The organism is Comamonas testosteroni (genome assembly GCF_000761245.1).
GTDB classification, from domain to species: domain Bacteria; phylum Pseudomonadota; class Gammaproteobacteria; order Burkholderiales; family Burkholderiaceae_C; genus Comamonas; species Comamonas testosteroni_C.
On sequence record NZ_AWOR01000078.1, the window covers coordinates 45634 to 66423 of the forward strand.

Consider the following 20790-nt stretch of genomic DNA (forward strand, 5'->3'; position numbering starts at 1 on the left):
GCATGTTCGCCATGAACATGCCCTTTTTGGTTGATATGGTCTTAATAACTTGCTACGCCTGTATTCAAAGGGCAGGAAGCCAAGAACACTTCATATTCAAGCCACTGCGGCATTCTCGTCACTGGGATCATCCACGCCGCGTACGCTTTCACGCAGATTTTTGTCCTTGAGCTTGCCAAGATCGGTTTCCACCGCGCGCTTGAGCTTTTCAATCGCTGCGCTGAAGGCCTCCTTGACCTTTTCGGCTTCCGCATTCACTGCAATGGGGGGGCGACCTGTGGCCCGGGTCTCGAGCACACAGCGTTTGCCTGGGCCGCCAGTGGTCTTGAGGGCATCAACGCCCGTGAGGAAGACCTCCACACGCACCACATACTCCTTCAGGCGGGCCAGCTTGGCATTGATCTCCTCCTGCGCCCATTGAGCCAGAGACTCTCCACCCTGGATGGAATCGTCGGCATGAACCTGTACTTGCATGCAAATCCTCCTAGTCACCAAATGCCGCAACCGCTGCGGCGAAATCTGTAGGGGTGCCATAAAGGCAGGCGAAAACATCGTAACGCCAGAACCTTGTTCTGCCCATCGGGGCTTGTTACGCCAGCAAAGGACAGGGGCTTTGACCATTGTGGAGGCAGCTTCGCCCTGATTTGAAAGAGATAGCAACAAGGGTAGGTTCTACGAGCTTTGCCCTTGAGCCAAAGCAAAAAATGCTGCCCGGTGATTTGCAAAAAGTAAGCGTTCTTACGCCTTGGCCCGTCAGTTAATGCCAGCCTTCGATTCAGGCTCGGCCACAAAGCCGATGCGCGTCAGTCCTGCTGCGTGGGCCCAGCCCATGACCTGTACCACGCGACCGTAGGGAACGCTGGTGTCGGCGCGCAGCTGCACCTCTGCCTGAGGATTGCGCCGCCCCAGCTCTTCCAGTTGCTGCTGCACTGCCGCATCATCCGTCACGGCCCCTTGAATCCAGATTTCGCCGGCTGGGCTGACCTCAACCATCAAGGCATCGCTCTTGCTCACGGCAGCCTGCTGCACTACTGCCTGCGCCTTGGGCAGTTGCACTCGCAAGGTGGCTGCCAGCATGGGAGCAGCCAGAATGAAGATCACCACCAGCACCAGCATCACATCCACCAGCGGCGTGACATTGATGGTGCTGATCGGAGTTTCCGCCCCCTGACGGCGGCTCATGCGACCGAATGCCATGACGCCATCCTTTATGAAGCATCCACTCCGAACTGGGCATGCAGATCATGGGCAAACCCCTCCAGCACAGCCTCCAGCTGGCTGGCCGAACGCCCCAGCAGGTTATAGGCCAGCACAGCAGGCAAAGCGACGGCCAGACCGGCGGCCGTCATGACCAGGGCTTCACCCACAGGCCCAGCAAGCTGAGCGATATCGACCTGACCGCTGCCCGCCAGCGTTCCGAGCGCATGGTGAATGCCCCAGACCGTACCCAACAGACCCACAAACGGTGCCGTTGCACCAATGGTGGCGAGCAAGGTCTGACCCCACTGGAGCTGGACGGACGCCTGGCCCAGAGCCTCACGCAGGCTGCGCAAAAGCCGCTGCCCCTGCGCCGCGCTTTGTGCCAGAGAGCCTTGCGCAGCCATTCCGCCCTGCCCCACAGCATCGGCCATGGCCTGCACCAGCCCCTGTCTATCCAGCGCCTTGACCTGCGCCATAGCCTGGACCAGATTGGGCATCTGCCAGAACGCAGCCACGGCCTGCGGCACGCTGCGGCGCGCTACGGCCATAAACCAGAGCTTGTAGAGGATGACCACCCAGCTGAGCACTGACATCAGCAGCATCAAGGCCGCCGTGGCCCATGTGACCGCATCGCCCTCTGCCAGCCATTGCCACATTCCTGCAGACATCTCTCACCTCGCTCCCAGAAACAGCAAGGGGCCGTCACGGCCCCTTTGCAAATTGCGCGGTCAGCGCAGCTTCAGCACATCGTACATATCGTACTGGCCGGTCTTTTTGTCGGCCAGATAGCCCACGGCACGCAGACTGCCGTTGGCATAGCCTGCACGGCTGCTGGACTTGTGCGAGATCTCGATGCGTTCGCCCGTACCTGCAAACAGCACGGTGTGGTCGCCAACGATATCGCCGCCGCGCACGGTGGCAAAGCCAATGGTGTCTGCCTTGCGCTCGCCGGTGTGGCCAAAGCGTTCATACACGGCTCGGTCGGCCAGCTTGGTGCCCTGGGCTTCGGCAATCACCTCGCCCATCTTCAGGGCCGTACCCGAGGGTGCGTCGACCTTGTGCTTGTGGTGGGCCTCGACGATCTCGATGTCGTAGCCGCCTTGCTGCAAGGCCTTGGCCGCCATCTCCAGCAGCTTGAAGGTCACGTTCACGCCCACGCTCATGTTGGGGGAGAAAACGATGGAAGTTCTTTGGGCAAACTCGGCGATCTGCGTCTTTTGCTCATCCGAGAAGCCCGTGGTGCCGATGACCACGCCCACGCCCAGATCGGCCGCAACGGCCAGGTGCTCCATCGTGCCTTCGGGGCGCGTGAAGTCGATCAGGCAGTCGGCCTTGGACAGGGCTGCGCGCACATCGCTTTCGATCTTCAGCCCGCTGGGCTTGCCCAGGAATGCAGAAGGATCGGTGCCGATGGAAGGGCTGTCGGCGCGGTCCAGTGCCGCAGCCAACACGCAGTCGCTGCTGTTCAAAATCGCTTCGATCAGCATATGGCCCATGCGGCCGGAGGCACCCGCCACGGCAACGCGCTGAGGGGTGGAGGAATGGGTGGCGGATGCGGTCATGACGCTATCACTCGATCAAATGAAAGACGGCAGGATCGCATCCACGCCGTCATAAAAAGAGAGCATCCACCGCTTTGTGCAAGCGGGGAACAACCTGTTGTGATGCTTAACGCGATTCCAGCGATGGATAGCTGGTGGCGGCGGGCGGCAGATTGGCCGCAGCCTGCTCGGCTTCGGTGTTATTGCGTGCGGGGTATTTGGCCAGCTGGGCTTCACTGGCTTCCAGCTGCGGAACCTTGGGCGTGCCCTTCATGCCCTTGAGGCTGGCCACGAAATCGGACTCGGAAGGCATCTCGTCACCTTCGGCGCGCGCAAAGGCATCGCCATTGAAGAAGACGGTGAGCTTGCGGATTTGCGACTCCACACCGGGGCGATTGATGGTGAACACGTATTCCCAGCGATCGCCGTGGAACACGCTGGTCACGAGGGGTGTGCCCAGGATGTCGCGAATCTGCTGACGACTCATGCCGGGCTGCAAGGCCTCGACCTGCTCCTTGGACACGAAGTTGCCCTGCACGACATCGACCTTATAGGGAGTGACGGCATTGGCGACACGGTGCGCGGCGCCATCGATACTGTTGCAGCCGGCCAGTGCCGCTGCGATTGCCAACGTCAGGGCCAGACCTGAGCGGCTACGGGCTTGAACATGCATGGGTAATGGCATAGGGATATGATCGGGTTCATTGTAGCGGCAGGCCCCGGAGGCACTTGGAGATTCCCTTTATCCGCGTGTAAAGCTTCTTCCAACAAGTGATTCCAGCCTTCCATGTGCCCGTAGTCCACCAAGAGAGCCGACATGAAAAATATTGATGAACTCAAAAGCACGGGCCTCAAAGCCACTTTGCCGCGTCTGAAAATCCTGGAAATCTTCCAGAAGGGTGCCCAGCGCCACATGACGGCCGAAGACGTGTTCCGCGTGCTGCTGGACGAGCGCTCGGATATTGGCCTGGCCACCGTTTACCGCGTGCTGACCCAGTTCGAGCAGGCCGGCATCCTGATCCGCAGCAACTTCGAAAGCGGCAAAGCCGTCTATGAGCTCAACGAAGGCCAGCACCACGATCACTTCGTCTGTACCAGCTGCGGCAAGGTCGAGGAGTTCTATGACGCCGAGATCGAGAAGCGCCAGAACCTGATCGCCAAGGAAAAGGGCTGGGTGATCCAGGATCACTCCATGGCGCTCTATGGCCAGTGCGCCGAGTGCGCCACACGCGCCGCCAAGTAAGGACGCGGCCGTAAACCCAGGGGGCAGGACATGCAGATGTCTTGCCCTTTTTACATTTGGAGAGGACTTCTTTACATAGTTCCATCAGACCTCAAACCAATATCGAGCCGGACTGCTTATGCTGCAGTCATTCCCGTGTTTGAGGAGGTCTGGTTCATGCGGCTGCTGCACTTTTCACCCACCAAGACCCTGCTCAGCCTGGCTGCTGTCGCCCTGACCGCCTGCGCACCGCTGGCTCCCTCATCGGGCCGCCCCAGCCCCGAGATGCTGCAGACGCTGAGCAGCAGCGCCCTGCCCGACAAGCCCAGCGCGCTGCAAAGCCAGCAATGGCTGGACCGGGTCACCTGGGGCGCAACCGACCATGATGCGGCCCGGCTGCAGCAGCAGGGCCTGAAGCGCTGGCTGGCAGCCCAGCTCAGCCCGTCATCCGAGCCCATGCCTGCCGAGGTGCAGCAGCACATCGATGCCCTGGGCATCAGCCAGAAGCCCATGATGCAGATCCAGCGCGAGATTGCCGAGCAGCGTCTGGCCATTCGCAACAGCCAGGATCCCGAGGAAGCCGCGAAACTGCGCGGCGAGCTGCAGCGCCAGCTCAATCAGCTGGGCGCCGAAGCCCAGAAACGCCAGATCTGGCGCGCGCTCTACTCGCCTCACCAGTTGCAAGAGCAGATGACCTGGTTCTGGATGAACCACTTCAACGTCAGTACCCGCAAGGGCGATGTACGCATGTGGGTGGCTGACTATGAGGAGCGCGCCATTCGACCCCATGCGTTGGGCAAGTTCCGCGAGCTGCTGACTGCCAGCATGCGCCATCCGGCCATGCTGCTGTATCTGGACAATGCCAGCAATGCCGCCGGGCGCATCAACGAAAACTACGCGCGCGAACTGCTGGAGCTGCACACCATGGGCGTGGGCAGCGGCTACACCCAGGCCGACGTGCAGGCCATGGCCCATGTGCTGACCGGTGTGGGCTTCAGCATCCGGGAAGCCGATGCCCCGCCGCCCAAGCTGCGCCCCGAACGCCAGGGTGACTATGTGCGCCATGGCTTCTTTGAATTCAACCCCAACCGCCACGACTACACCCCCCAGGTCTTGCTCGGCAAGCCGCTGGAAAAAAGCGGCCTGGCCCAGGTCAACGAGGCGATAGACCGCATAGTGGCTTCGCCAGTCACCGCACAGTTCATAGCGCGCAAGCTGTCCGTCTATTTTCTCGGCGACAAGCCGCCCCCTGCCGTGGTCGACCACGTGGCACTGGCCTTCGAGCGCAGCCATGGTGATATTGCCGCCACGCTGGCGGCCCTGCTGAGCGACCCTCAGGCTCAGCAATTCGGCCAGGGCTTCAAGGACCCGGTCCACTATGTGCTGGGCGCCACACGCCTGGCCTACGACCAGCGCGTGGCCAGCGATGTGTCCCCGGTACAGAACTGGCTCAATCAATTGGGCCAGCCGCTGTACGGCCACGAAACTCCTGACGGCTACCCTCTGGCCCAGTCGGACTGGTCCAGCTCCGGCCAGATGAATGCCCGTTTCGATGTGGCAAGGCAGATTGGCAGCCGCGGCGCGCTGCTGTTCCGCAACAGCCCGCAGCAGCCTCTGGAGAAGCCGCCGTATCCCGAACTGGACAAGCGCAGCAGCGTCCAGGCTCGCCTGCCGGCACTGAGTGCCGCCACCCGCGCCGCACTGGCCCAGGCCAGGAACCCAGCGGACTGGAACAGCTTTTTCCTCTCCGCCCCCGAAATGATGTATCGCTAAGGAGGGCGGCCATGCAAAGACGTCAATTTCTCAGCCTCGGCGCGGCCCTGCCGCTGTTGTGCCAACTGGGCCAAGGTCTGGCCGCGCCCTTGCAAAGCGGCTCGCCCCGTTTTCTGCTGGTCTTCCTGCGCGGCGCCTACGACAGCAACAGCCTGCTGGTGCCAACCCATAGCGACTTCTACTATCAGGCCAGGCCCAGCATCGCCATAGCGCGCCCGGGATCGGCCGACGGGGCCCTGGCCCTGAACCCTCAATGGGGACTGCATCCCGCGCTGCAAAGCAGTCTGCTGCCGCTGTACGAACAGGGTCAGGCCTGTTTTGTTCCGTTTGCGGGCAGCAACGACCTCTCGCGCAGCCATTTCGAAACCCAGGACTCGATCGAGCTGGGCCAGCCCCAGGAAGGAGTGAAAAGCTATCAAAGCGGCTTTCTGAACCGGCTGACCCGGGTGCTGCAGGCCGACAGCCAGAGCCGGCTCAGCCTCAGTCCCATGGCGTTTACCGCCCAGCTGCCGCTATGTCTGCGCGGCAGCGCCCAGGTGGCGAACATGGCGCTGGCATCCGTGCGCAAGACGGCCGTGGACGAGCAGCGCAGCCAGATCATTGCCTCCATGTACCAGGGCTCGAGCCTGGAAGTCCCGGTGCGCGAAGGCTTTGCGGTGCAGCGTGCCGTGCAGCGCAGCATGCAAGAGGAAATGGACCAGGCCGGGCGCAATGCCATCAGTGCCAAGGGTTTCAGCCTGGTAGCCCAGCGCATGGCGCACCTGATGCGCGAGCAGTTCGACCTGGGCTTTGTCGATATCGGAGGCTGGGACACCCATGTCAACCAGGGCGCCGCCAGCGGCAATCTGGCCAACCGGCTCAGCGATCTGAGCCAGGGCCTGGCGACGTTCGCCGAGTCCATGGGAGCCGAGGCCTGGCGCCATACCGTGGTGGCAGTGATCAGCGAGTTCGGCCGCACTTTTCGCGAAAACGGCAACAAGGGCACGGATCACGGCCATGGCACGGCTTACTGGTTTCTCGGCGGCGGCCTTTCGGCCCAGGCCGGCGGCAAGGTGCTGGGCGAGCAGATCGAAGTCACCGAAAAAGCGCTGTTTCAGAACCGCGACTACCCCGTGCTCAACGAATACCGCTCCCTGCTCGGCGGCCTGTTTGCCCGCATGTACGGCTTGAACGCATCGCAGCTGCAGCAGATCTTTCCGGCCTCGCAGCCCGGCAGGCTGCAGCTGGTCTAGAACGACTCGCCGCTTTCCATGGCGCGGCGGTGGCGCATCACGAATTCCTGGTAGGTGTCGATGCCGCGCAGCTGCAAAATGGCATTGCGCACCGCAGCTTCCACCAGCACGGCGATGTTTCGGCCCGCCACCACCTGGATCACGACCTTGCGCACGGGCACGCCCAGCACATCCTGAGTCAGCGGCTCGGCGGGCAGGCGTTCGTATTCGCGCTCCATGGTTTCCTTGCGCACCAGATGCACGATGAGCTTGAGCCGCATCTTGCGTCGCACGGCCGTCTCGCCAAAGATGGCGCGAATATCGAGCAGGCCAATGCCGCGCACCTCAAGCAGGTTCTGCAGCAGCTCGGGGCATTTGCCTTCGACCGTGGTCTGGTTGATGCGATACAGGTCCACCGCATCGTCGGCCACCAGGCCATTGCCGCGCGTGACCAGCTCCAGCCCCAGTTCGCTCTTGCCCAGACCCGATTCGCCCGTGATCAGCACCCCCATGCCCAAAATATCCATGAACACGCCGTGCATGGTGATGCGATCGGCGAAATGCTTGGACAGATAGGCACGCAGCACGTCGATGACGAAGGCCGACTGCTCCTTGGTGGAGAACAGCGGGATATGCGCGCGCTCGCACATGGAGATCAGCTCGTCAGGCGCGTCCTGCCCGTCGGCCAGCACCAGCACCGGCGGCTCCAGCGTGACGATGCGGGCGATGCGGCGCAGGCAGTCCTGGGAGGTGGCATTGGTCAGGTAAGCGATTTCACGCTCGCCCAGCACCTGCAGCCGGTAGGGGTGGATGTAGTTGAGATAGCCCACCAGATCGGCACCCGAGCGCGCCGAGCGCACGGCCATTTCGTCGAAGCGGCGCTCGGAGGCGCCCAGCCCCGCTATCCACTGCCAGCGCAGGCTGGAGTTGCGAAATGCCTCGAACAGTACGTCGGCACTGATGGCGCTGGGTCTCATGGCAAGGCCCTGTCAGTCAAAGAGAAGGGCCAGGACTCAGGCCTGGGAGGTGATGGAGGACTGCCAGCTGTCGATCATGCCGTGCAGCTGCTGCGCATCGGTGGACGACTTCAGGCGCTCGCGCAACTGGCTGTCGCTGAGCAGCTCGGCGATCTCGGAGAGAATTTCCAGGTGCTTTTGCGTCGCGGCCTCGGGCACCAACAGGAAGATCAGCAGGCCGACCGGCTGCTCATCGGGCGCATCGAAGCCGATGGGGCTGGCCAGCTGGAACACGGCCGCCATGGGAGCCGTCAGGCCCTTGATGCGGCCATGGGGAATGGCAACTCCATGCCCCAGACCGGTGGAGCCCAGGCGTTCGCGTGCGAACAGGCTATCGGTGATCAGGGCACGGGACAGACCATGCAAGCTCTCAAAGAGCAAACCCGCTTCCTCGAAAGCGCGTTTCTTGCTGGTGACATCAACGCTCACAAGCACTTGAGCGGCGGGAAGGATAGAAGCTAGGCGATTCATGGTGTGATCAACAATTATGCACCGCAGCGCTGAAAACCGTGGGGAAACCCTGATCACCATCAAAAACCGCCCCGTAGGGCGGCGCTTTTAGCGTTGTAACAAGGCGACAGCCCTGCAACAAACCGGCGCAAAAGCTAGGTTTGCGCCTCGCTTTCATCAACCTGACACCTGCGCCAGCTGCAAGCCCCCGGAGTCCAGTCGCTTGGCTGTGGCACGCGGGCCTTGCTGACGAGTCTTGTAGCGCATCACCACACGGTCGAGTTTGTCGGCCAGGGCATCCACGGCGGCATAGAGGTCGAAATGCTGCGTCTCCACGAACAAGTCTTGCCCTTTGACGCGCACCGTGCAACCGGCGCGCTGTCGTTTGTCTTTTTCCTTTTGCTTGTGGACTGTGAGCAGTACCTTCACGTCCACAACCTGATCGAAGTGCCTGAGAATGCGTTCCAGCTTGGCCATGACATAGCTGCGCAGCGAGGGAGTGACCTCCAGGTGATGCCCGCTAATCGTCAAATTCATAACAAAACACTCCTTAGCTCTCGGTGAAATCACTGCGGTTTCACAGCGCCTGATGGCTGTGCCGCAGCCTGGCAGTTCGGAATGCGCATTCGTCTTTGCTGTGAACCCACTATGCGCCCGCCCCACGCCAAAGGCAACGAAAAGACCGTGATAGCGCAGGCTCGCCAGGGGCCTTGTTTGACGGTTTGATGACAGCCGGTTTTGCCGCCACAATGAGTGGCTTTGACCCGCATGCAAGGGATACGCCTGCATGCCCCAGGGCCTCGATCGCAGCAGGCGCGCACTGGCAAAGACCGTGACCGTCCAAACCCCTGCCTGCGCCATTAAAATCGCGTTTTTACGCAGCCGCCTCTCGGGCCTGCGACGCTGGCAGCCCCTTGGGCTTTCAGGCGCCTGCTGACCGACTGCACGCCTGAATTGCCTGACAGCCCCTATCTCGACCATGACCACCCAGCCCTCCGCCCTGCATACCTCCAACATTGCCTCGCTGCCCTTGCTCGCGCGTGGCAAGGTCCGCGACAACTACGCCGTGGGCGATGACCGCATCCTGATGGTGGCCTCCGACCGCCTGTCTGCCTTTGACGTGATCATGGGCGAGCCCATCCCCGGCAAGGGCGTGCTGCTGACGCAGATGGCGCTGTTCTGGTTCGACAAGCTGGGCCATATCTGCCCCAACCACCTGACCGGCGAAGCGCCCGAGTCCGTGGTCAAGCCCGAGGAAGTCAAGCAGGTCGAGGGCCGCTCCATGCTGGTCAAGCGCCTCAAGCCCGTGCTGATCGAGGCCGTGGTGCGCGGCTATCTGGCCGGCAGCGGCTGGAAGGAATATCAGGAATCGCAATCGGTCTGCGGCGTGAAGCTGCCCGCCGGCCTGACCAATGCCGCCAAGCTGCCCGAGCCCATCTACACCCCCGCGGCCAAGGCCGAAATGGGTGACCACGACGAGAACATCACCTACGAGCGCACCGTGGAAATGGTGGGCGAGCAACTCGCTGCCCAGATCCGCGACACCGCCATCCGCATCTACAAGGAAGCGGCCGAGATCGCGCTGACCAAGGGCATGATCATTGCCGACACCAAGTTCGAGTTCGGCCTGACCGAAGACGGCACCCTGGTGCTGATGGACGAGGTGCTGACCCCCGACAGCTCGCGCTACTGGCCTGTGGAAGGCTACGAGGACGCGCTGGCCAAGGGCGAGAACCCGCCCAGCTACGACAAGCAGTTCGTGCGCGACTGGCTGGAGCAGGCGCAGGTCAACGGCAAGGCCTGGGACAAGAAGGCTCCCGCGCCCCGCCTGCCCAAGGAAGTGATCGACAGGACGGCGGCCAAGTACCGCGAAGCGCTGGATCGCCTGACCGCCTGAGCGATCAGTCCCAAGCGAACAAAAGGCCCCCGGAACAGAAATCCGGGGGCCTTTTTTGATAGCTTCTTGCGCTTTCAGATAAAGGATTTCAGCATTAAATAACGCTGAAATCCTTTATTAGCATGCGCTTGCAGCTATGTTTTTAGTGGTGGTGGCCGTGACCGCCGTGCACATGCTTGTGGGCGATTTCTTCTTCGGAGGCCTCACGCACCTCGTTGACCACCGCGCTGAAGCGCAGCGCAAAACCGGCCAGAGGGTGGTTGCCGTCCAGCAGGACCACGGGGCCCTTGATCTTCACCACGTTGTAGATCTGGGGCAGGCCCTGGTCGTTGGTGCCGCGCAGCTGGCCGCCCACCTTCACGCCCGCAGGGAACTCGCCCTTGGGAATGGTGCGCTGGAGGCTTTCGTCGCGCTCGCCGAAGGCGTCCGCCACGGCCAGGTCCACAGTCACGACATCGCCTTTTTGCTTGCCGTCCAGAGCGGCTTCGACCTTGGCGAAGATGTTGTCATAGCCGCCGTGCAGATAGGCCACATCGCCCTTGTCCAGCAGTTTGACGGCCACGCCGCCCGCAAGCAGCTCGTGAATCTTGTAGTTGATGGTGACGGCAGTGTCTTTGGTGATGTTCATGACGATGGATTTCGAGTGGGGCGGTGCCTGAACCCGAGTCAGGCACCGCGCAAAGCTGCCATTGTCGGCGACTCGGGCTATTCCAGTGTCACGCCCGTGGCCTTAACCACGCCGCGCCATTTGTCCACGTCGGCGCGGATCTGCTGCGCGAAGGCCTCGGGCCTGCTGGCCACGGGCTCGGCGCCCAGGCCGCGCAGTTGCCGGGTCACCTCGGGGTCGCGCACGGCCTGGGCGACTGCGGTCTGCAGCGTGTCGAGCACCGCCTTGGGCGTTCCCGCCGGCGCCAGCAGGCCGAACCAGCCCGAGACCTCGTAGCCGGGCACGCTTTCGGCGACGGTGGGAATGTCTGCCGCCCCGGGCCAGCGCTGTGCCGTGGTCACGGCCAGCGCCCGCAGCTTGCCGCTGCGCACGAAGGCGATGGTGGACGGCAGGTTGTCGAAGCCGGCCTGTATCTGCCCACCCATGAGATCGGTGAGCATGGGCGATGCGCCCTTGTAAGGCACATGGGTCATGTCCACGCTGGCCATCATCTTGAGCAGCTCGGCGCTCATGTGCGGAGAGCCGCCGGGGCTGGTCGAGCCGAAGTTGATCTGCCCGGGCCTGGCCTTGGCCAGCGCCAGCAACTCGCCCAGGGTGCGCGCGGGGACGCTGGGATTGACCACGATGATGTTGGGCGTACTGGCCACCACGGTGACCGGCGCGAAGTCCTTGACGGCGTCATAGGGCAGGTTTTTCTGCAGCGCCGAGTTGATGCCGTGCGAGCTGGCCGTTCCCATGACCAGGGTATAGCCGTCAGCGGCGGCCTGGGCCACGGCTACCGAGCCTATGGCTCCGCTGGCGCCGGCCCGGTTCTCGACGACAAAGGGCTGGCGCAGCCGCTCGGACAGCTGGGCCGCCGCCAGGCGCGCGATGATGTCCGTGGTGCCTCCTGCCGGATAGGGCACGATGATGCGCACGGGCTTGGCGGGATAGGCCGGGGCCTGCGCGAAGGCAACAGCCGTGCAGGCCGCCATGGCCAGCGCGGCGGCAGCCAGGGCGCGAAACAGATGCGAGGTCATTGCGGTGTCTCCTGGTGGTGTTTTTTGCAGTACCTACGCAAACAAGAATGCAACAACGGCCGGCCACTTGAGGCACTCGTCTGGCCTCAACCTGTTTTGCGTAAGTCGTGTTTTGGAATATGCGGCGGATGCCCGTGCCGGCTCAGCCCGGCGCACGGCGGCGCAGCAGCGGCACCAGCGCTGCTGGCACGAGCAGCTCGAAGCCCAGGATGGCCGCCGACAGTGCCTTGCCGTAGTTGTCCACCGACAGGCTGCGCGAGACGCCGCCGCCCAGCGCACCGTGCGCCACGAAGTTCAGCGCGTGCAGGTTATCGGCCTCGTAGCGCAGCACCTCGCCGGTGATGGCCCGGCCATGAAAGGCCTTGAAGCGTTCGGCGCTCAGCTGCTGCTTGAGCAGCGCATAGAGCTCGGGCTCGTAGGCAAAAACGGCGATGTTGGAGGTATTGCCCTTGTCGCCCGAGCGCGTATGCGCCACCTGCTCCAGCGGCACCCGGATGTCCTGGTTCATGTCCTGCATGTTTTGCTCCCCTGCTCAGCTCGTGAAGTAGTCGATATGCGCCGTCACCTGCTCGCGCGGCACCAGAGCGGACCACACGCCTATCACCTCGCGCGTGCGCTCCTGGTGCGGCACGCGCTTGCCGGTGTGGGCAATTCCCGAGACCGCCATGCCGTCCACTTCGCGCCCCACTTTCGCCGCCTCCTCGCGCGAACGGGTGCGTGCCGCCACGCGCACGGCCACTTCATAGGGCTCGGGCGCATCCGCCGGCGTGGCAGCGCCATGCACGGCATTCAGACCCAGGAAGTCGATGCGCACCTCTTCGGCATCGAGCTTCACGATGCGCAGGCGCTCCTCCAGGATGCGCCTGGCCAGCTGGGCGCGGCGCAGCGCGCCAGGGCCGGCGTAGAAGAACATGTCCTCGCCGATGAAGCCCTCCGTGCATCCCATGGAGACCTTGAGCGTGGGCGTGCGCGGCTTGCCCGTGAGACCCGTCACGCGCACGCGGTCTGGCGCCAGCTGCTCGATGCGGGCCTGCGTGAAGTCGACCACCACATCGGGCGTGATGTAGTTTGCCGGGTCGTGCACCTCGTAGAGCATCTGCTCCTTGACTGTCTGCAGGCTGATCATGCCGCCCGTGCCGTCCACCTTGGACAGGGTCACGCCGCCTTCGGCATCGACCTCGGCGATGGGAAAGGCCAGGTTCCAGGGCTCGGGCACGTCCTTGAGGCCGGGGTCCGCAAAATACCCCCCGGTGACCTGGGCTCCGCACTCCATCAGATGGCCTATCGCGCTGCCGGCTCCCACGCGCTCGTGATCCAGCAGGTCCCAGCCGAACTCATGCACCATGGGCGCCAGGAACAGCGAAGGGTCGGCCACGCGTCCCGTGACCACGATCTGCGCGCCTTCAGCCAGAGCGTCGACGATGGGGCCGGCCCCGAGATAGGCTTCGGCCGAGATCAGCGAGTGGGCAATGCTCTGCGTGGGCGCGCCGGTCTCCAAAATGGTGGGGGCCAGCGACAGCACGCGGTCGGTGATCAGGCTGCCGCCCACGGCCGCCACTTTGACGCCGGTGATGTCAAGCTCGCGCAGCAGCTCGACAATGCGCCGGGCCGCGCCCTGCGGGTTGATCCACCCCTGGTTGGAGATGATGCGCGTGCCCTGGCGCATGCAGGCAAGCAGCACGGCGCGCATGCGGTCGTCGAGATAGGTGTCGTAGCCCGGGAAGGACGGGTCCCGTCTGGCCCTGACCTGCGCGGCACTGACCGTGGCCTCGGCCATGGTCTCGAAGCACAGGTAGTCGAGCCGGCCATGCTCGGCGTTGAGCGCCGCGGGCTCGATGCGGTCGCCCCACCAGGCGGCTCCTGCGCCTATGCGCAGGATCTTGCTGTCATTCATTGCGCTTGTCTCCGTTGTTCCCCCAGAGCCGGGGGCTGAGACCATTCTGTACAGTCGTTTTTCAAGAGACAACGCATGCGCGCGCACAGCGCATGTGAATCAATTTCACAGGGGGCGAAGACCTTAGATGGACCAGTTCGGCGAGATGACGGTATTCCTGTGCGTGATCGAGGAAGGCAGTTTTTCCGGTGCCGGCCGAAGGCTTGGGCTGTCGCCTTCGGCGGTAAGCAAGCTCATCGCGCGCATGGAGGCACGACTTGGCGTGCGGCTGTTCGAGCGGATTGCCGCAGCCATACGCCTGACCCAGGAAGGCGAGCGCTTTCGCATCGCCAGCCAGCGCGTGGTGCAGGCCATGGAGCAGGCCGAGGCCTGTGTGCGCGTGGCCGATGCCGAAATCTCGGGCACAGTGCGCATCCATACGGCGCTGACCACGGCCAAGTACCTGGTGGCGCCGCGCCTGCACCTGCTGCTGGAGCGGCACCCGCGCCTGCATCTGGACTTCGTCCTGGGCACGGAGCGCGGCGACTTCGTACGCCAGGGCATAGACGTCGCCATCCACAGCGGCAGGCCTACGGAGCAGACGCTGATCGGCCGCCCTCTGATGCTCAGGCCCTGGGTGATAGCCGCGGCGCCGCAGTATCTCGAGCGCTTTGGCCATCCCGAGCAACCCGAGGACCTGCTGCAGCACCGCTGCCTGAACTTCACCATACGCACGCAGTGGAACCGCTGGACCTTCCACGAGGAAGGCGGACTCAAGACCATAGACATCCCCAGCCACATCGGCGCCAACCAAGGCGAGCTGTTGCGCAGCCTGGCATTGCTGGGGCACGGCGTCGTGCGGTTGGCCCACTTCCACATCGCTGCCGACCTGGAGCGCGGAACCCTGGTGCCGCTGCTGCCGCAGTTCCAGGAGCGCAGCGAGGACGACCGCTTCTATCTGCTGTATCCGCGCGGCAGATCCCTGGCACCGCGCGTGCGCGCCGTGGTGGACTTCCTCGCTGGAGAGTTCGGCTGAGCGGGTGTCACTCTAGACATTGCCGCGCGCAGTCGAGCAGGCTGCGCGCCCAGCGCGCACGGGCCGAGGTGTTGAGCCACAGCAGGCCGACCTTGCGTGCGTCCGGGGCGCGGTCGCCCGTGCCGCCAGACCCGCTGCCCGCGCTCCCGTGCGGCAACGCCAGCGCGCACACCTCGCGCCCCTGAGCCAGTACGCTGCCGATGTCGGGCACCAGGCCTACGCCCAGGCCCTGGTCGACCATCATGGCCACGGCCAGCACCGAGTTGAGTTCCATGCGCTCCACGGGGACTATGCCCTGGGCCTTGAGGTAGCGGTCAGCCAGGCGCCCGCCGGCCAGCGCGCGGTCATAGCGCACCAGGGGGCGGCTGCGCAGCAGCGCCAGCGGGTCCTGATGTGCGTCCTCGCGGTGGCACAGCACGACCAGGGGTTCGTCGCGCAGCTCGGCCCAGCAGACGGTCTTAGGCAGATCGAAGGAGGGCTTGAGACAGATCAGCACGTCGAGCTCGGACTGCACCAGGGCGGTGTACAGCTCAGGCGTGAGCCCCGCACGCACGCTGATGCGCACCTGCTCGTGGCGGGCCACGAAGGCCTGCAGGACGGCGGGCAGAAAACCGTGCAGTGCCGTGTTCACCGTGCCCAGGCGCAGCTCGCCGCCATCGGCATCGCCCTGCACCCATTCCCGCAGACCGTCGAAGTCCTGCAGCAGCCGTTGCCCGCGCTCGAACAGGCGCTCGCCGGCCGCGGTGGCGCGCACGCTGCGGCCATGGCGCACCAGCAGGGCAGCGCCCAGCCCGGTTTCAAGCACGCGCATCTGCTGGGCGATGGCCGAAGGGCTGAGGTCGAGCTGGCGCGCGGCTTCGGACATGGAGCCGGTCTGCACGACGCGCAAGAAATTGTGTATGTACTTGACATCCATTTCACACATTTTCTTCAAACAAATGCCAGCCGCAAGCCCTGTTTTCCAGCGCCGGCCTGGACCACACTGCGGACAACGAACTGACAAGGAGACAAAAAATGCGCGAGTCCGATTTCCTCAGCCGCCGCCACTGGCTGTCCATCGCAGCTGCCGGCATGGCCGCCGCCCTGCCCGCCTGGGCCCAGCGTCGCAGCACGCGCATCGTCGTGCCTTTTGCGCCCGGTGGCGGCAACGATGTGCTTGCGCGGCAGATGGCGTACGGACTCAACGACTCCCTGGGCTACGGCATGATCGTGGAGAACAAGGCCGGCGCGGGCGGCAATCTGGGCACGGAGATGGTGGTGCGCGCTGCCGCCGACGGCAGCATCTTCCTGCTCGGCCATACAGGCACGGTGTCCATCAATCCCTCGCTCTATCCGGGCCTCAAGTTCAATGCCTCCACCGATCTGCAGCCGGTAGCCATGTTCGCTTCCTCGGCCTTGCTGCTGGTGGTGCCGGCTGCGTCCCCCGCCCGGAACGTGGCCCAGCTGGCCGAGCTGCTGCGCCGCCGCAGCGGCGAGCTCAACTACGCTTCCAGCGGCTCGGGCACGGGTGGCCACCTCACGGGCGAGATGTTCGCCCATGCCCTTGGCGCCAAGGCCATCCACGTGCCGTACAAGGGCACCGCACCATCGCTGACCGATCTGGTCGGCGGCAATGTGGACTTCAGCTTCGGCGTGATCCCGGCGGCCATGGCCCTGGTGAAGGCCGGCAAGCTGCGCGCCCTGGCCGTGACCGGCGCCAAGCGCCAGCGCCAGCTGCCCGATGTGCCTACGGTGGCAGAGTCCGGTGTGCCGGCCCTGGCGGATTTCGAGAGCTCTTTGACCTATGGCGTGCTGGCCCCCAAGGGCACGACGCAGGAGACCGTCGGCGCGCTGGGTCGCGACATCCTCAAGGTGGCGGCCTCCAGCAGCTTCCAGTCGCGCCTGGAGGTGGAAGGGGCCGTGCCGCTGCTGGGCGACAGCAAACAGTACGCAGCCCGCATCCGCCAGGAAAGCAGCAAGTGGGCGGCAGTGATCAAGGCATCGGGAGCCACGGCCTGAGGCCGGCGCGAGCAACATGACTCTGGTGAACGACTATCTGGGCCCGGCCGGCGGCGGCGCCTGGTTTTCCGATGCGCAGTGGCTGCAGGCACTGCTGCGCTTCGAGTCCGGCCTGGCCCGGGCACAAGCCGATTGCGGACTGATTCCGGAGCCTGCGGCCCAGGCCATTGCCAGCGCCTGCGCGCAGGCGCCCCTGGACCGCGACCGCATTGCCGAGCAAGCTCGCGCCAGCGGTGCGCTGGGCCTGGCCCTGGTCAAGCCGCTGCAGCAGTGGCTGCAGGCGCATGCCCCCCAGGGCCTGCCCTGGCTGCACTGGGGCGCGACCACACAGGATGCCGTGGACACGGCCAGCGCCTTGCTCACCCAGCAGGCGCTGCAGGCACTGCTGGCCGAGCTGAAGGCACTGGTCGCAGCACTGCTGGAGCTGGCCGCACGGCATGCGGCCACGCCCATGCTGGCGCGCAGCCTGCTGCAACCCGCACAGATCACGAGCTTCGGCCTCAAATGCGCACAGTCGGCTGCGGCGCTGCAACGCAGCATCGACCAGCTCGCGCAGCTGGCGCCCCAGGCCTTATGCGTGCAGCTGGGCGGCGCCGTGGGCAATGGCGCAACCCTGGGCACGCGCAGGCTGGCGGTGGAGCGGGCGCTGGCGCGGCACCTGGGCCTCGAGGCCTGCGGCCACAGCTGGCATACGCAGCGCGACAGCTGGATGCGCCTGGCCATGGAAGTGGCTGTGTGCTGCGGCAGCCTGTCCAAGCTGGCGCGCGACTGGTCGCTGATGTCGCAGTACGAGGTCGCAGAGATCAGCGAGGCCGCGCGCGGCAGCACTTCCAGCGCCATGCCGCACAAGCGCAATCCCGTGCACTGCATGCAGGCCGTGGCCCAGACCCAGGCCGTGCCGCCGCTGGCCGCCCTGCTGCTGAGCTGCATGACCCAGGCCCACGAGCGCGCACTGGGTGAATGGCAGGCGGAGGTCGCCCACTGGCCCGATCTGTGGCGCCATGCTCATGGCGCGGCCACCGCACTGCGCCAGGCCGCACAGACGCTGCAGGTCCACCCGCAGCGCATGCTGGAGCATGTGGCCGGCTTGCGGGGCCTGGTGTTTTCTGAGGCATGCGTGCATGCGCTGGCGCCCTTCACCGGCAAACATGAAGCCCTGGCCGCCGTGGAGCAGCTCGCCCCCCTGGCGCTGGAGCAGCAGCGCGAGCTGCAGGAGCTGCTCGTGCAATGGGCCGCCAGCCGCACCACTGCCGAGCTCACCCCCGAACAACTGCCCGCACTGCGGCGCGCGTTGTCCCTGGCCTGCGACCCGCAGCAGGCCGTACAGGCTTCGCAGCGCGAATGCCTGGCCCTTCTGGCCAGCCGTGCGGCAGCCACCCTTGAAGAAAGCCCCGTCAATGCAGAACACGCCCACCTCTGTCCCTGAAGCCACCGACAGCCTGCAGCGCGGCCTGGCCAATCGCCGCCGCGTGCTCGGCGATGCCTGGGTGCAGCGGTCCGTGGAGAACGCGAATGTGCTCAATGTGGAGTTCCAGCGCATGATCACCGCCTATGCCTGGGACGGCATCTGGAGCCGCCCGGGCCTGGAGCGCCGCACGCGCCGCATCATGGTGCTGGCCATCACGGCCGCCATGGGGCGCTGGGAGGAGTTCGAGCTGCACATACGCACGGGACTGCAGGCCGACCCGGCCGACAGCGAGGCCGCGCCGCTGGACCTGGACACCATTCGCGAGGTGCTGCTGCAGACCGCCGTCTATGCCGGCGTGCCTGCGGGCAACACCGGCATGGCGGTCACGCTCAAGGTACTCGGGGAGCTGGGGCGCATGCCGGAGGCCGCCAGCTTCGCCCCTTGAGCCTGGCCTTATCAGGCCAGTGGCGGCTGCTCGTCGATGTCCGAGCCCGGGTAGCGCGCAAAGCGACGGTTCTCGGCGCCATGCACCGGGTCGTTGTCCTTCCAGGGCCAGCCGCCGAACTGGGTGCGGCGATAGTCCTGCATGGCCTGCATGATCTCCTCCTGGGTGTTCATCACAAAGGGACCGTACTGCGCGACCTTCTCGCCAATCGGCTTGCCCTGCAGCAGCACCAGCTCTGCGCTGACATCGCCGGTGTTGACCAGCTCCAGATCGCGTTGAGCGTCGACATGCATGGCCAGATGGCCGTTCACGGTTTCGCCCCCCACGGTCATGCTCTTGCCCACAAAGAAGTAGAGCATGCGATGGGTTTCTGGGCCTGCGGCCTTCGGCATGGTCCAGCGGGCACCGGGCTCCAGCTCCAGCGTCCAGATGGCCACGTCGCTGTCGGCCTGGGAAGCCCAGGACTCGGGCGGTGGCGGCAAGGCCGGGTCCGCGCCGTCCAGGGCTCCGGCCACCACGGTGACAGTGGTTTTGCGGCCCGCCGCATCGCTGAAGCTCAGGCGCGGAATCTGCTCGTTCCAGAACATGGTGAAGTGGGGCTCCACCATCTTGTTCCTCGCAGGCAGGTTCAGCCAGATCTGGAACAGCTCCAGCGGATTGGGCTTGTCGCTGCTCAGCAGCGGAAACATCTCCGAGTGCTGGATGCCTTTGCCGGCCGTGAGCCACTGCACATCACCGCCGCCGAAGCGCGCTGCAGCACCCAGCGAGTCCGCATGGTCGATGCGGCCCTTGCGCACCAGGGTCACGGTCTCGAAGCCGCGATGCGGGTGGCCCGGGAAGCCCGGAATCGGCTCGCCGTGGTACATCGAAAAGCCATTCCGCGCGCTGAAGTCGCTGCCCATCTCGCGGCCCTCGAACTCCACGGCCTGCACGCCCATTTCGCCGTTGCTGGCCGGATAGCTGTCATCGTGGTGAGCGCAGAACAGAAACGGATCCAGGCAGGGCCAGCGCGGCCCCAGCGGGGCGCTTTCCAGAATGGGGGGACGATTCGTGGTCATGGAATTCTCCTCTTGAGAGGCCGCTGCCAGCTGCAGGGCCTGAAGTCTCGAAGATAAGGCCGGCCCACGGGTTTGAAAGACATCACCGCTGGGACAGTACTTGCCGCTTTTGCAACAACGGCAAGCCTGCAGCGCCCGATGGACGCTCAGCCGCGCGGCGGAACGTTCAGGCCTTTTTGCGTCGCCGGGCGGGCCACGAAAGCCTTGAGCACGCGCTGCAGCTCGGGAAACCCGCTCCAGCCCACCAGCTCGGCGGCGTTGTAGCCGTTCTCGTCGACCATATTGCGCACCCAGGGCCAGATGGCGATGTCGGCAATGGTGATCTGCTCGCCCATGATCCACTCGCGGCCCTGCATGCGCTGCTCCAGCACGCCCAGCAGGCGCTTCGATTCATTGACATAGCGGTCACGCGGGCGCTTGTCCTCGAAGTCCTTGCCCGCGAACTTGTGGAAGAAGCCGACCTGGCCGAACATGGGGCCCACGCCGCCCATCTGGAACATCAGCCACTGCAGCGTCTCGTAGCGCGCTGCGGGGTCGGCGGGCAGCAGCGGGCTGCCGCTCTTCTCGGCCAGATAGATCAGGATGGCCGCCGACTCGAACAGCGCCAGCGGCTTTGCGCCCGGGCCTTGCGGGTCGATGATGGCGGGAATCTTGTTGTTGGGGAAGGTGCCGACAAACTCTGGCGTGAGCTGGTCATTGGTCTGGAAGCTGACCAGGTGCGCCTCGTAGGGCAGCTGCATCTCCTCAAGCGCAATCGACACCTTCACGCCATTGGGTGTGGGCAGCGAGTACAGCTGGATGCGCTCGGGGTGCTGCGCGGGCCACTTGCGGGTCACGGAAAAATCGGCGAGGACTTGGGGTTGCGTCATGGGTTTCCTTCGGAGCGTGTTGGCAATCTCTGCGGCCCCGCAAGGGGCTGGCGGCGTGGCCTGGCAAGCCACGCCGCAGAGCTTCCGAGCATCCTAACGGTTGTCAT

Annotated in this window: 23 protein-coding genes; 8 read left to right on the forward strand and 15 right to left on the reverse strand. The window is 64.8% G+C overall.

Annotated elements, in window-relative coordinates:
- Nucleotides 1–96: 96 nt before the first annotated feature.
- From P353_RS22270 to P353_RS22290, 5 genes are all read right to left on the reverse strand, one after another.
- The gene (locus tag P353_RS22270; RefSeq protein WP_003060358.1) at nt 97–474 is read right to left on the reverse strand and encodes an HPF/RaiA family ribosome-associated protein; all 378 of its coding nucleotides are present in this window, start codon (nt 472–474) and stop codon (nt 97–99) included.
- A 279-nt stretch (nt 475–753) separates the two neighbouring features.
- Nucleotides 754–1197, reverse strand: a complete 444-nt coding sequence (locus P353_RS22275; protein ID WP_034374671.1) for an ExbD/TolR family protein — start codon at nt 1195–1197, stop codon at nt 754–756.
- An 11-nt stretch (nt 1198–1208) separates the two neighbouring features.
- On the reverse strand, nt 1209–1868 hold the full coding sequence (locus P353_RS22280) for a MotA/TolQ/ExbB proton channel family protein (RefSeq protein ID WP_034374673.1): 660 nt from the start codon (nt 1866–1868) through the stop codon (nt 1209–1211).
- 60 nt (nt 1869–1928) lie between these two features.
- Complete coding sequence (gene dapB / locus P353_RS22285) at nt 1929–2762, reverse strand: 4-hydroxy-tetrahydrodipicolinate reductase (RefSeq protein WP_034374675.1); 834 nt, start codon at nt 2760–2762, stop codon at nt 1929–1931.
- A gap of 106 nt (nt 2763–2868) precedes the next feature.
- Complete coding sequence (locus P353_RS22290) at nt 2869–3414, reverse strand: outer membrane protein assembly factor BamE (RefSeq protein ID WP_034374677.1); 546 nt, start codon at nt 3412–3414, stop codon at nt 2869–2871.
- Between the two features lie 144 nt (nt 3415–3558).
- On the opposite strand from P353_RS22290, the gene fur reads away from it, so the two are divergent.
- The 3 genes from fur (at nt 3559) to P353_RS22305 (ending at nt 6968) form a co-directional block, all read left to right on the forward strand.
- Nucleotides 3559–3984, forward strand: a complete 426-nt coding sequence (gene fur, locus P353_RS22295) for a ferric iron uptake transcriptional regulator (protein WP_003060349.1) — start codon at nt 3559–3561, stop codon at nt 3982–3984.
- Nucleotides 3985–4140: 156 nt separating this feature from the next.
- Nucleotides 4141–5736, forward strand: coding sequence for a DUF1800 domain-containing protein (locus P353_RS22300; RefSeq protein WP_034375159.1), 1596 nt, complete (start codon nt 4141–4143; stop codon nt 5734–5736).
- Nucleotides 5737–5747: 11 nt separating this feature from the next.
- Entirely contained in the window at nt 5748–6968 is a 1221-nt protein-coding gene (locus P353_RS22305; protein ID WP_034374679.1) for a DUF1501 domain-containing protein, read from the forward strand.
- Here the strand turns inward: P353_RS22305 and hprK are convergent.
- From hprK to hpf, 3 genes are all read right to left on the reverse strand, one after another.
- The gene (hprK, locus tag P353_RS22310) at nt 6965–7924 is read right to left on the reverse strand and encodes an HPr(Ser) kinase/phosphatase (RefSeq protein ID WP_003060345.1); all 960 of its coding nucleotides are present in this window, start codon (nt 7922–7924) and stop codon (nt 6965–6967) included. The genes P353_RS22305 and hprK overlap by 4 nt on opposite strands.
- 36 nt (nt 7925–7960) lie before the next feature.
- Nucleotides 7961–8434: a PTS sugar transporter subunit IIA gene (locus P353_RS22315; protein WP_003060344.1), complete on the reverse strand. Its 474-nt coding sequence runs from the start codon at nt 8432–8434 to the stop codon at nt 7961–7963.
- A 156-nt stretch (nt 8435–8590) separates the two neighbouring features.
- On the reverse strand, nt 8591–8950 hold the full coding sequence (gene hpf / locus P353_RS22320) for a ribosome hibernation-promoting factor, HPF/YfiA family (RefSeq protein ID WP_034374682.1): 360 nt from the start codon (nt 8948–8950) through the stop codon (nt 8591–8593).
- A gap of 442 nt (nt 8951–9392) precedes the next feature.
- Between hpf and P353_RS22325 the strand changes: the two genes are divergently transcribed.
- Complete coding sequence (locus P353_RS22325) at nt 9393–10310, forward strand: phosphoribosylaminoimidazolesuccinocarboxamide synthase (protein WP_003067010.1); 918 nt, start codon at nt 9393–9395, stop codon at nt 10308–10310.
- Between the two features lie 142 nt (nt 10311–10452).
- Here the strand turns inward: P353_RS22325 and P353_RS22330 are convergent, their stop codons facing one another.
- From P353_RS22330 to P353_RS22345, 4 genes are all read right to left on the reverse strand, one after another.
- Entirely contained in the window at nt 10453–10938 is a 486-nt protein-coding gene (locus tag P353_RS22330; RefSeq protein WP_034374684.1) for an FKBP-type peptidyl-prolyl cis-trans isomerase, read from the reverse strand.
- 77 nt (nt 10939–11015) lie between these two features.
- On the reverse strand, nt 11016–11996 hold the full coding sequence (locus P353_RS22335; RefSeq protein WP_034374687.1) for a Bug family tripartite tricarboxylate transporter substrate binding protein: 981 nt from the start codon (nt 11994–11996) through the stop codon (nt 11016–11018).
- A 142-nt stretch (nt 11997–12138) separates the two neighbouring features.
- Complete coding sequence (locus tag P353_RS22340; RefSeq protein ID WP_034374689.1) at nt 12139–12513, reverse strand: hypothetical protein; 375 nt, start codon at nt 12511–12513, stop codon at nt 12139–12141.
- Between the two features lie 15 nt (nt 12514–12528).
- A complete protein-coding gene (locus P353_RS22345; protein WP_034374691.1) occupies nt 12529–13890 on the reverse strand; it encodes an acyclic terpene utilization AtuA family protein in 1362 nt (453 codons plus the stop codon).
- A gap of 127 nt (nt 13891–14017) precedes the next feature.
- Here P353_RS22345 and P353_RS22350 point away from each other — a divergent pair, with 127 nt between their 5' ends.
- The gene (locus P353_RS22350; protein ID WP_034374693.1) at nt 14018–14905 is read left to right on the forward strand and encodes a LysR family transcriptional regulator; all 888 of its coding nucleotides are present in this window, start codon (nt 14018–14020) and stop codon (nt 14903–14905) included.
- 7 nt (nt 14906–14912) lie between these two features.
- On the opposite strand, the gene P353_RS22355 is transcribed toward P353_RS22350, so the two are convergent.
- On the reverse strand, nt 14913–15821 hold the full coding sequence (locus P353_RS22355) for a LysR family transcriptional regulator (protein WP_034374695.1): 909 nt from the start codon (nt 15819–15821) through the stop codon (nt 14913–14915).
- Between the two features lie 98 nt (nt 15822–15919).
- On the opposite strand from P353_RS22355, the gene P353_RS22360 reads away from it, so the two are divergent.
- From P353_RS22360 to P353_RS22370, 3 genes are read left to right on the forward strand one after another with little or no spacing between them, the layout of a single operon-like run.
- Complete coding sequence (locus tag P353_RS22360; protein ID WP_034374697.1) at nt 15920–16903, forward strand: Bug family tripartite tricarboxylate transporter substrate binding protein; 984 nt, start codon at nt 15920–15922, stop codon at nt 16901–16903.
- Between the two features lie 16 nt (nt 16904–16919).
- Nucleotides 16920–18329, forward strand: a complete 1410-nt coding sequence (locus P353_RS22365; RefSeq protein WP_034374699.1) for a lyase family protein — start codon at nt 16920–16922, stop codon at nt 18327–18329.
- Nucleotides 18301–18756, forward strand: coding sequence for a carboxymuconolactone decarboxylase family protein (locus tag P353_RS22370; RefSeq protein WP_034374701.1), 456 nt, complete (start codon nt 18301–18303; stop codon nt 18754–18756). Before P353_RS22365 ends, P353_RS22370 begins: the two co-directional genes overlap by 29 nt.
- An 11-nt stretch (nt 18757–18767) precedes the next feature.
- Here the strand turns inward: P353_RS22370 and P353_RS22375 are convergent, their stop codons facing one another.
- On the reverse strand, nt 18768–19814 hold the full coding sequence (locus P353_RS22375; RefSeq protein ID WP_034374703.1) for a pirin family protein: 1047 nt from the start codon (nt 19812–19814) through the stop codon (nt 18768–18770).
- 146 nt (nt 19815–19960) lie between these two features.
- Nucleotides 19961–20683 carry a glutathione binding-like protein gene (locus tag P353_RS22380; RefSeq protein ID WP_034374705.1) on the reverse strand — a complete coding sequence of 241 codons (723 nt, stop codon included), beginning with the start codon at nt 20681–20683 and terminating at the stop codon, nt 19961–19963.
- Nucleotides 20684–20790: the final 107 nt, after the last annotated feature.

Excerpts from the sequence above, each read along its gene's own strand:
- P353_RS22370 (WP_034374701.1), top strand. The coding sequence starts at position 18,301 with ATGCAGAACACGCCCACCTCTGTCCCTGAAGCCACCGACAGCCTGCAG.
- P353_RS22280 (WP_034374673.1), bottom strand. The coding sequence starts at position 1,868 with ATGTCTGCAGGAATGTGGCAATGGCTGGCAGAGGGCGATGCGGTCACA.
- hpf (WP_034374682.1), bottom strand. The coding sequence starts at position 8,950 with ATGAATTTGACGATTAGCGGGCATCACCTGGAGGTCACTCCCTCGCTG.
- P353_RS22355 (WP_034374695.1), bottom strand. The coding sequence starts at position 15,821 with ATGGATGTCAAGTACATACACAATTTCTTGCGCGTCGTGCAGACCGGC.
- P353_RS22380 (WP_034374705.1), bottom strand. The coding sequence starts at position 20,683 with ATGACGCAACCCCAAGTCCTCGCCGATTTTTCCGTGACCCGCAAGTGG.
- P353_RS22360 (WP_034374697.1), top strand. The coding sequence starts at position 15,920 with ATGCGCGAGTCCGATTTCCTCAGCCGCCGCCACTGGCTGTCCATCGCA.
- P353_RS22305 (WP_034374679.1), top strand. The coding sequence starts at position 5,748 with ATGCAAAGACGTCAATTTCTCAGCCTCGGCGCGGCCCTGCCGCTGTTG.
- P353_RS22350 (WP_034374693.1), top strand. The coding sequence starts at position 14,018 with ATGGACCAGTTCGGCGAGATGACGGTATTCCTGTGCGTGATCGAGGAA.
- P353_RS22375 (WP_034374703.1), bottom strand. The coding sequence starts at position 19,814 with ATGACCACGAATCGTCCCCCCATTCTGGAAAGCGCCCCGCTGGGGCCG.
- P353_RS22330 (WP_034374684.1), bottom strand. The coding sequence starts at position 10,938 with ATGAACATCACCAAAGACACTGCCGTCACCATCAACTACAAGATTCAC.
- P353_RS22315 (WP_003060344.1), bottom strand. The coding sequence starts at position 8,434 with ATGAATCGCCTAGCTTCTATCCTTCCCGCCGCTCAAGTGCTTGTGAGC.
- fur (WP_003060349.1), top strand. The coding sequence starts at position 3,559 with ATGAAAAATATTGATGAACTCAAAAGCACGGGCCTCAAAGCCACTTTG.
- P353_RS22275 (WP_034374671.1), bottom strand. The coding sequence starts at position 1,197 with ATGGCATTCGGTCGCATGAGCCGCCGTCAGGGGGCGGAAACTCCGATC.
- dapB (WP_034374675.1), bottom strand. The coding sequence starts at position 2,762 with ATGACCGCATCCGCCACCCATTCCTCCACCCCTCAGCGCGTTGCCGTG.
- P353_RS22300 (WP_034375159.1), top strand. The coding sequence starts at position 4,141 with ATGCGGCTGCTGCACTTTTCACCCACCAAGACCCTGCTCAGCCTGGCT.
- P353_RS22290 (WP_034374677.1), bottom strand. The coding sequence starts at position 3,414 with ATGCATGTTCAAGCCCGTAGCCGCTCAGGTCTGGCCCTGACGTTGGCA.
- P353_RS22340 (WP_034374689.1), bottom strand. The coding sequence starts at position 12,513 with ATGCAGGACATGAACCAGGACATCCGGGTGCCGCTGGAGCAGGTGGCG.
- P353_RS22325 (WP_003067010.1), top strand. The coding sequence starts at position 9,393 with ATGACCACCCAGCCCTCCGCCCTGCATACCTCCAACATTGCCTCGCTG.
- P353_RS22365 (WP_034374699.1), top strand. The coding sequence starts at position 16,920 with ATGACTCTGGTGAACGACTATCTGGGCCCGGCCGGCGGCGGCGCCTGG.
- hprK (WP_003060345.1), bottom strand. The coding sequence starts at position 7,924 with ATGAGACCCAGCGCCATCAGTGCCGACGTACTGTTCGAGGCATTTCGC.
- P353_RS22335 (WP_034374687.1), bottom strand. The coding sequence starts at position 11,996 with ATGACCTCGCATCTGTTTCGCGCCCTGGCTGCCGCCGCGCTGGCCATG.
- P353_RS22345 (WP_034374691.1), bottom strand. The coding sequence starts at position 13,890 with ATGAATGACAGCAAGATCCTGCGCATAGGCGCAGGAGCCGCCTGGTGG.
- P353_RS22270 (WP_003060358.1), bottom strand. The coding sequence starts at position 474 with ATGCAAGTACAGGTTCATGCCGACGATTCCATCCAGGGTGGAGAGTCT.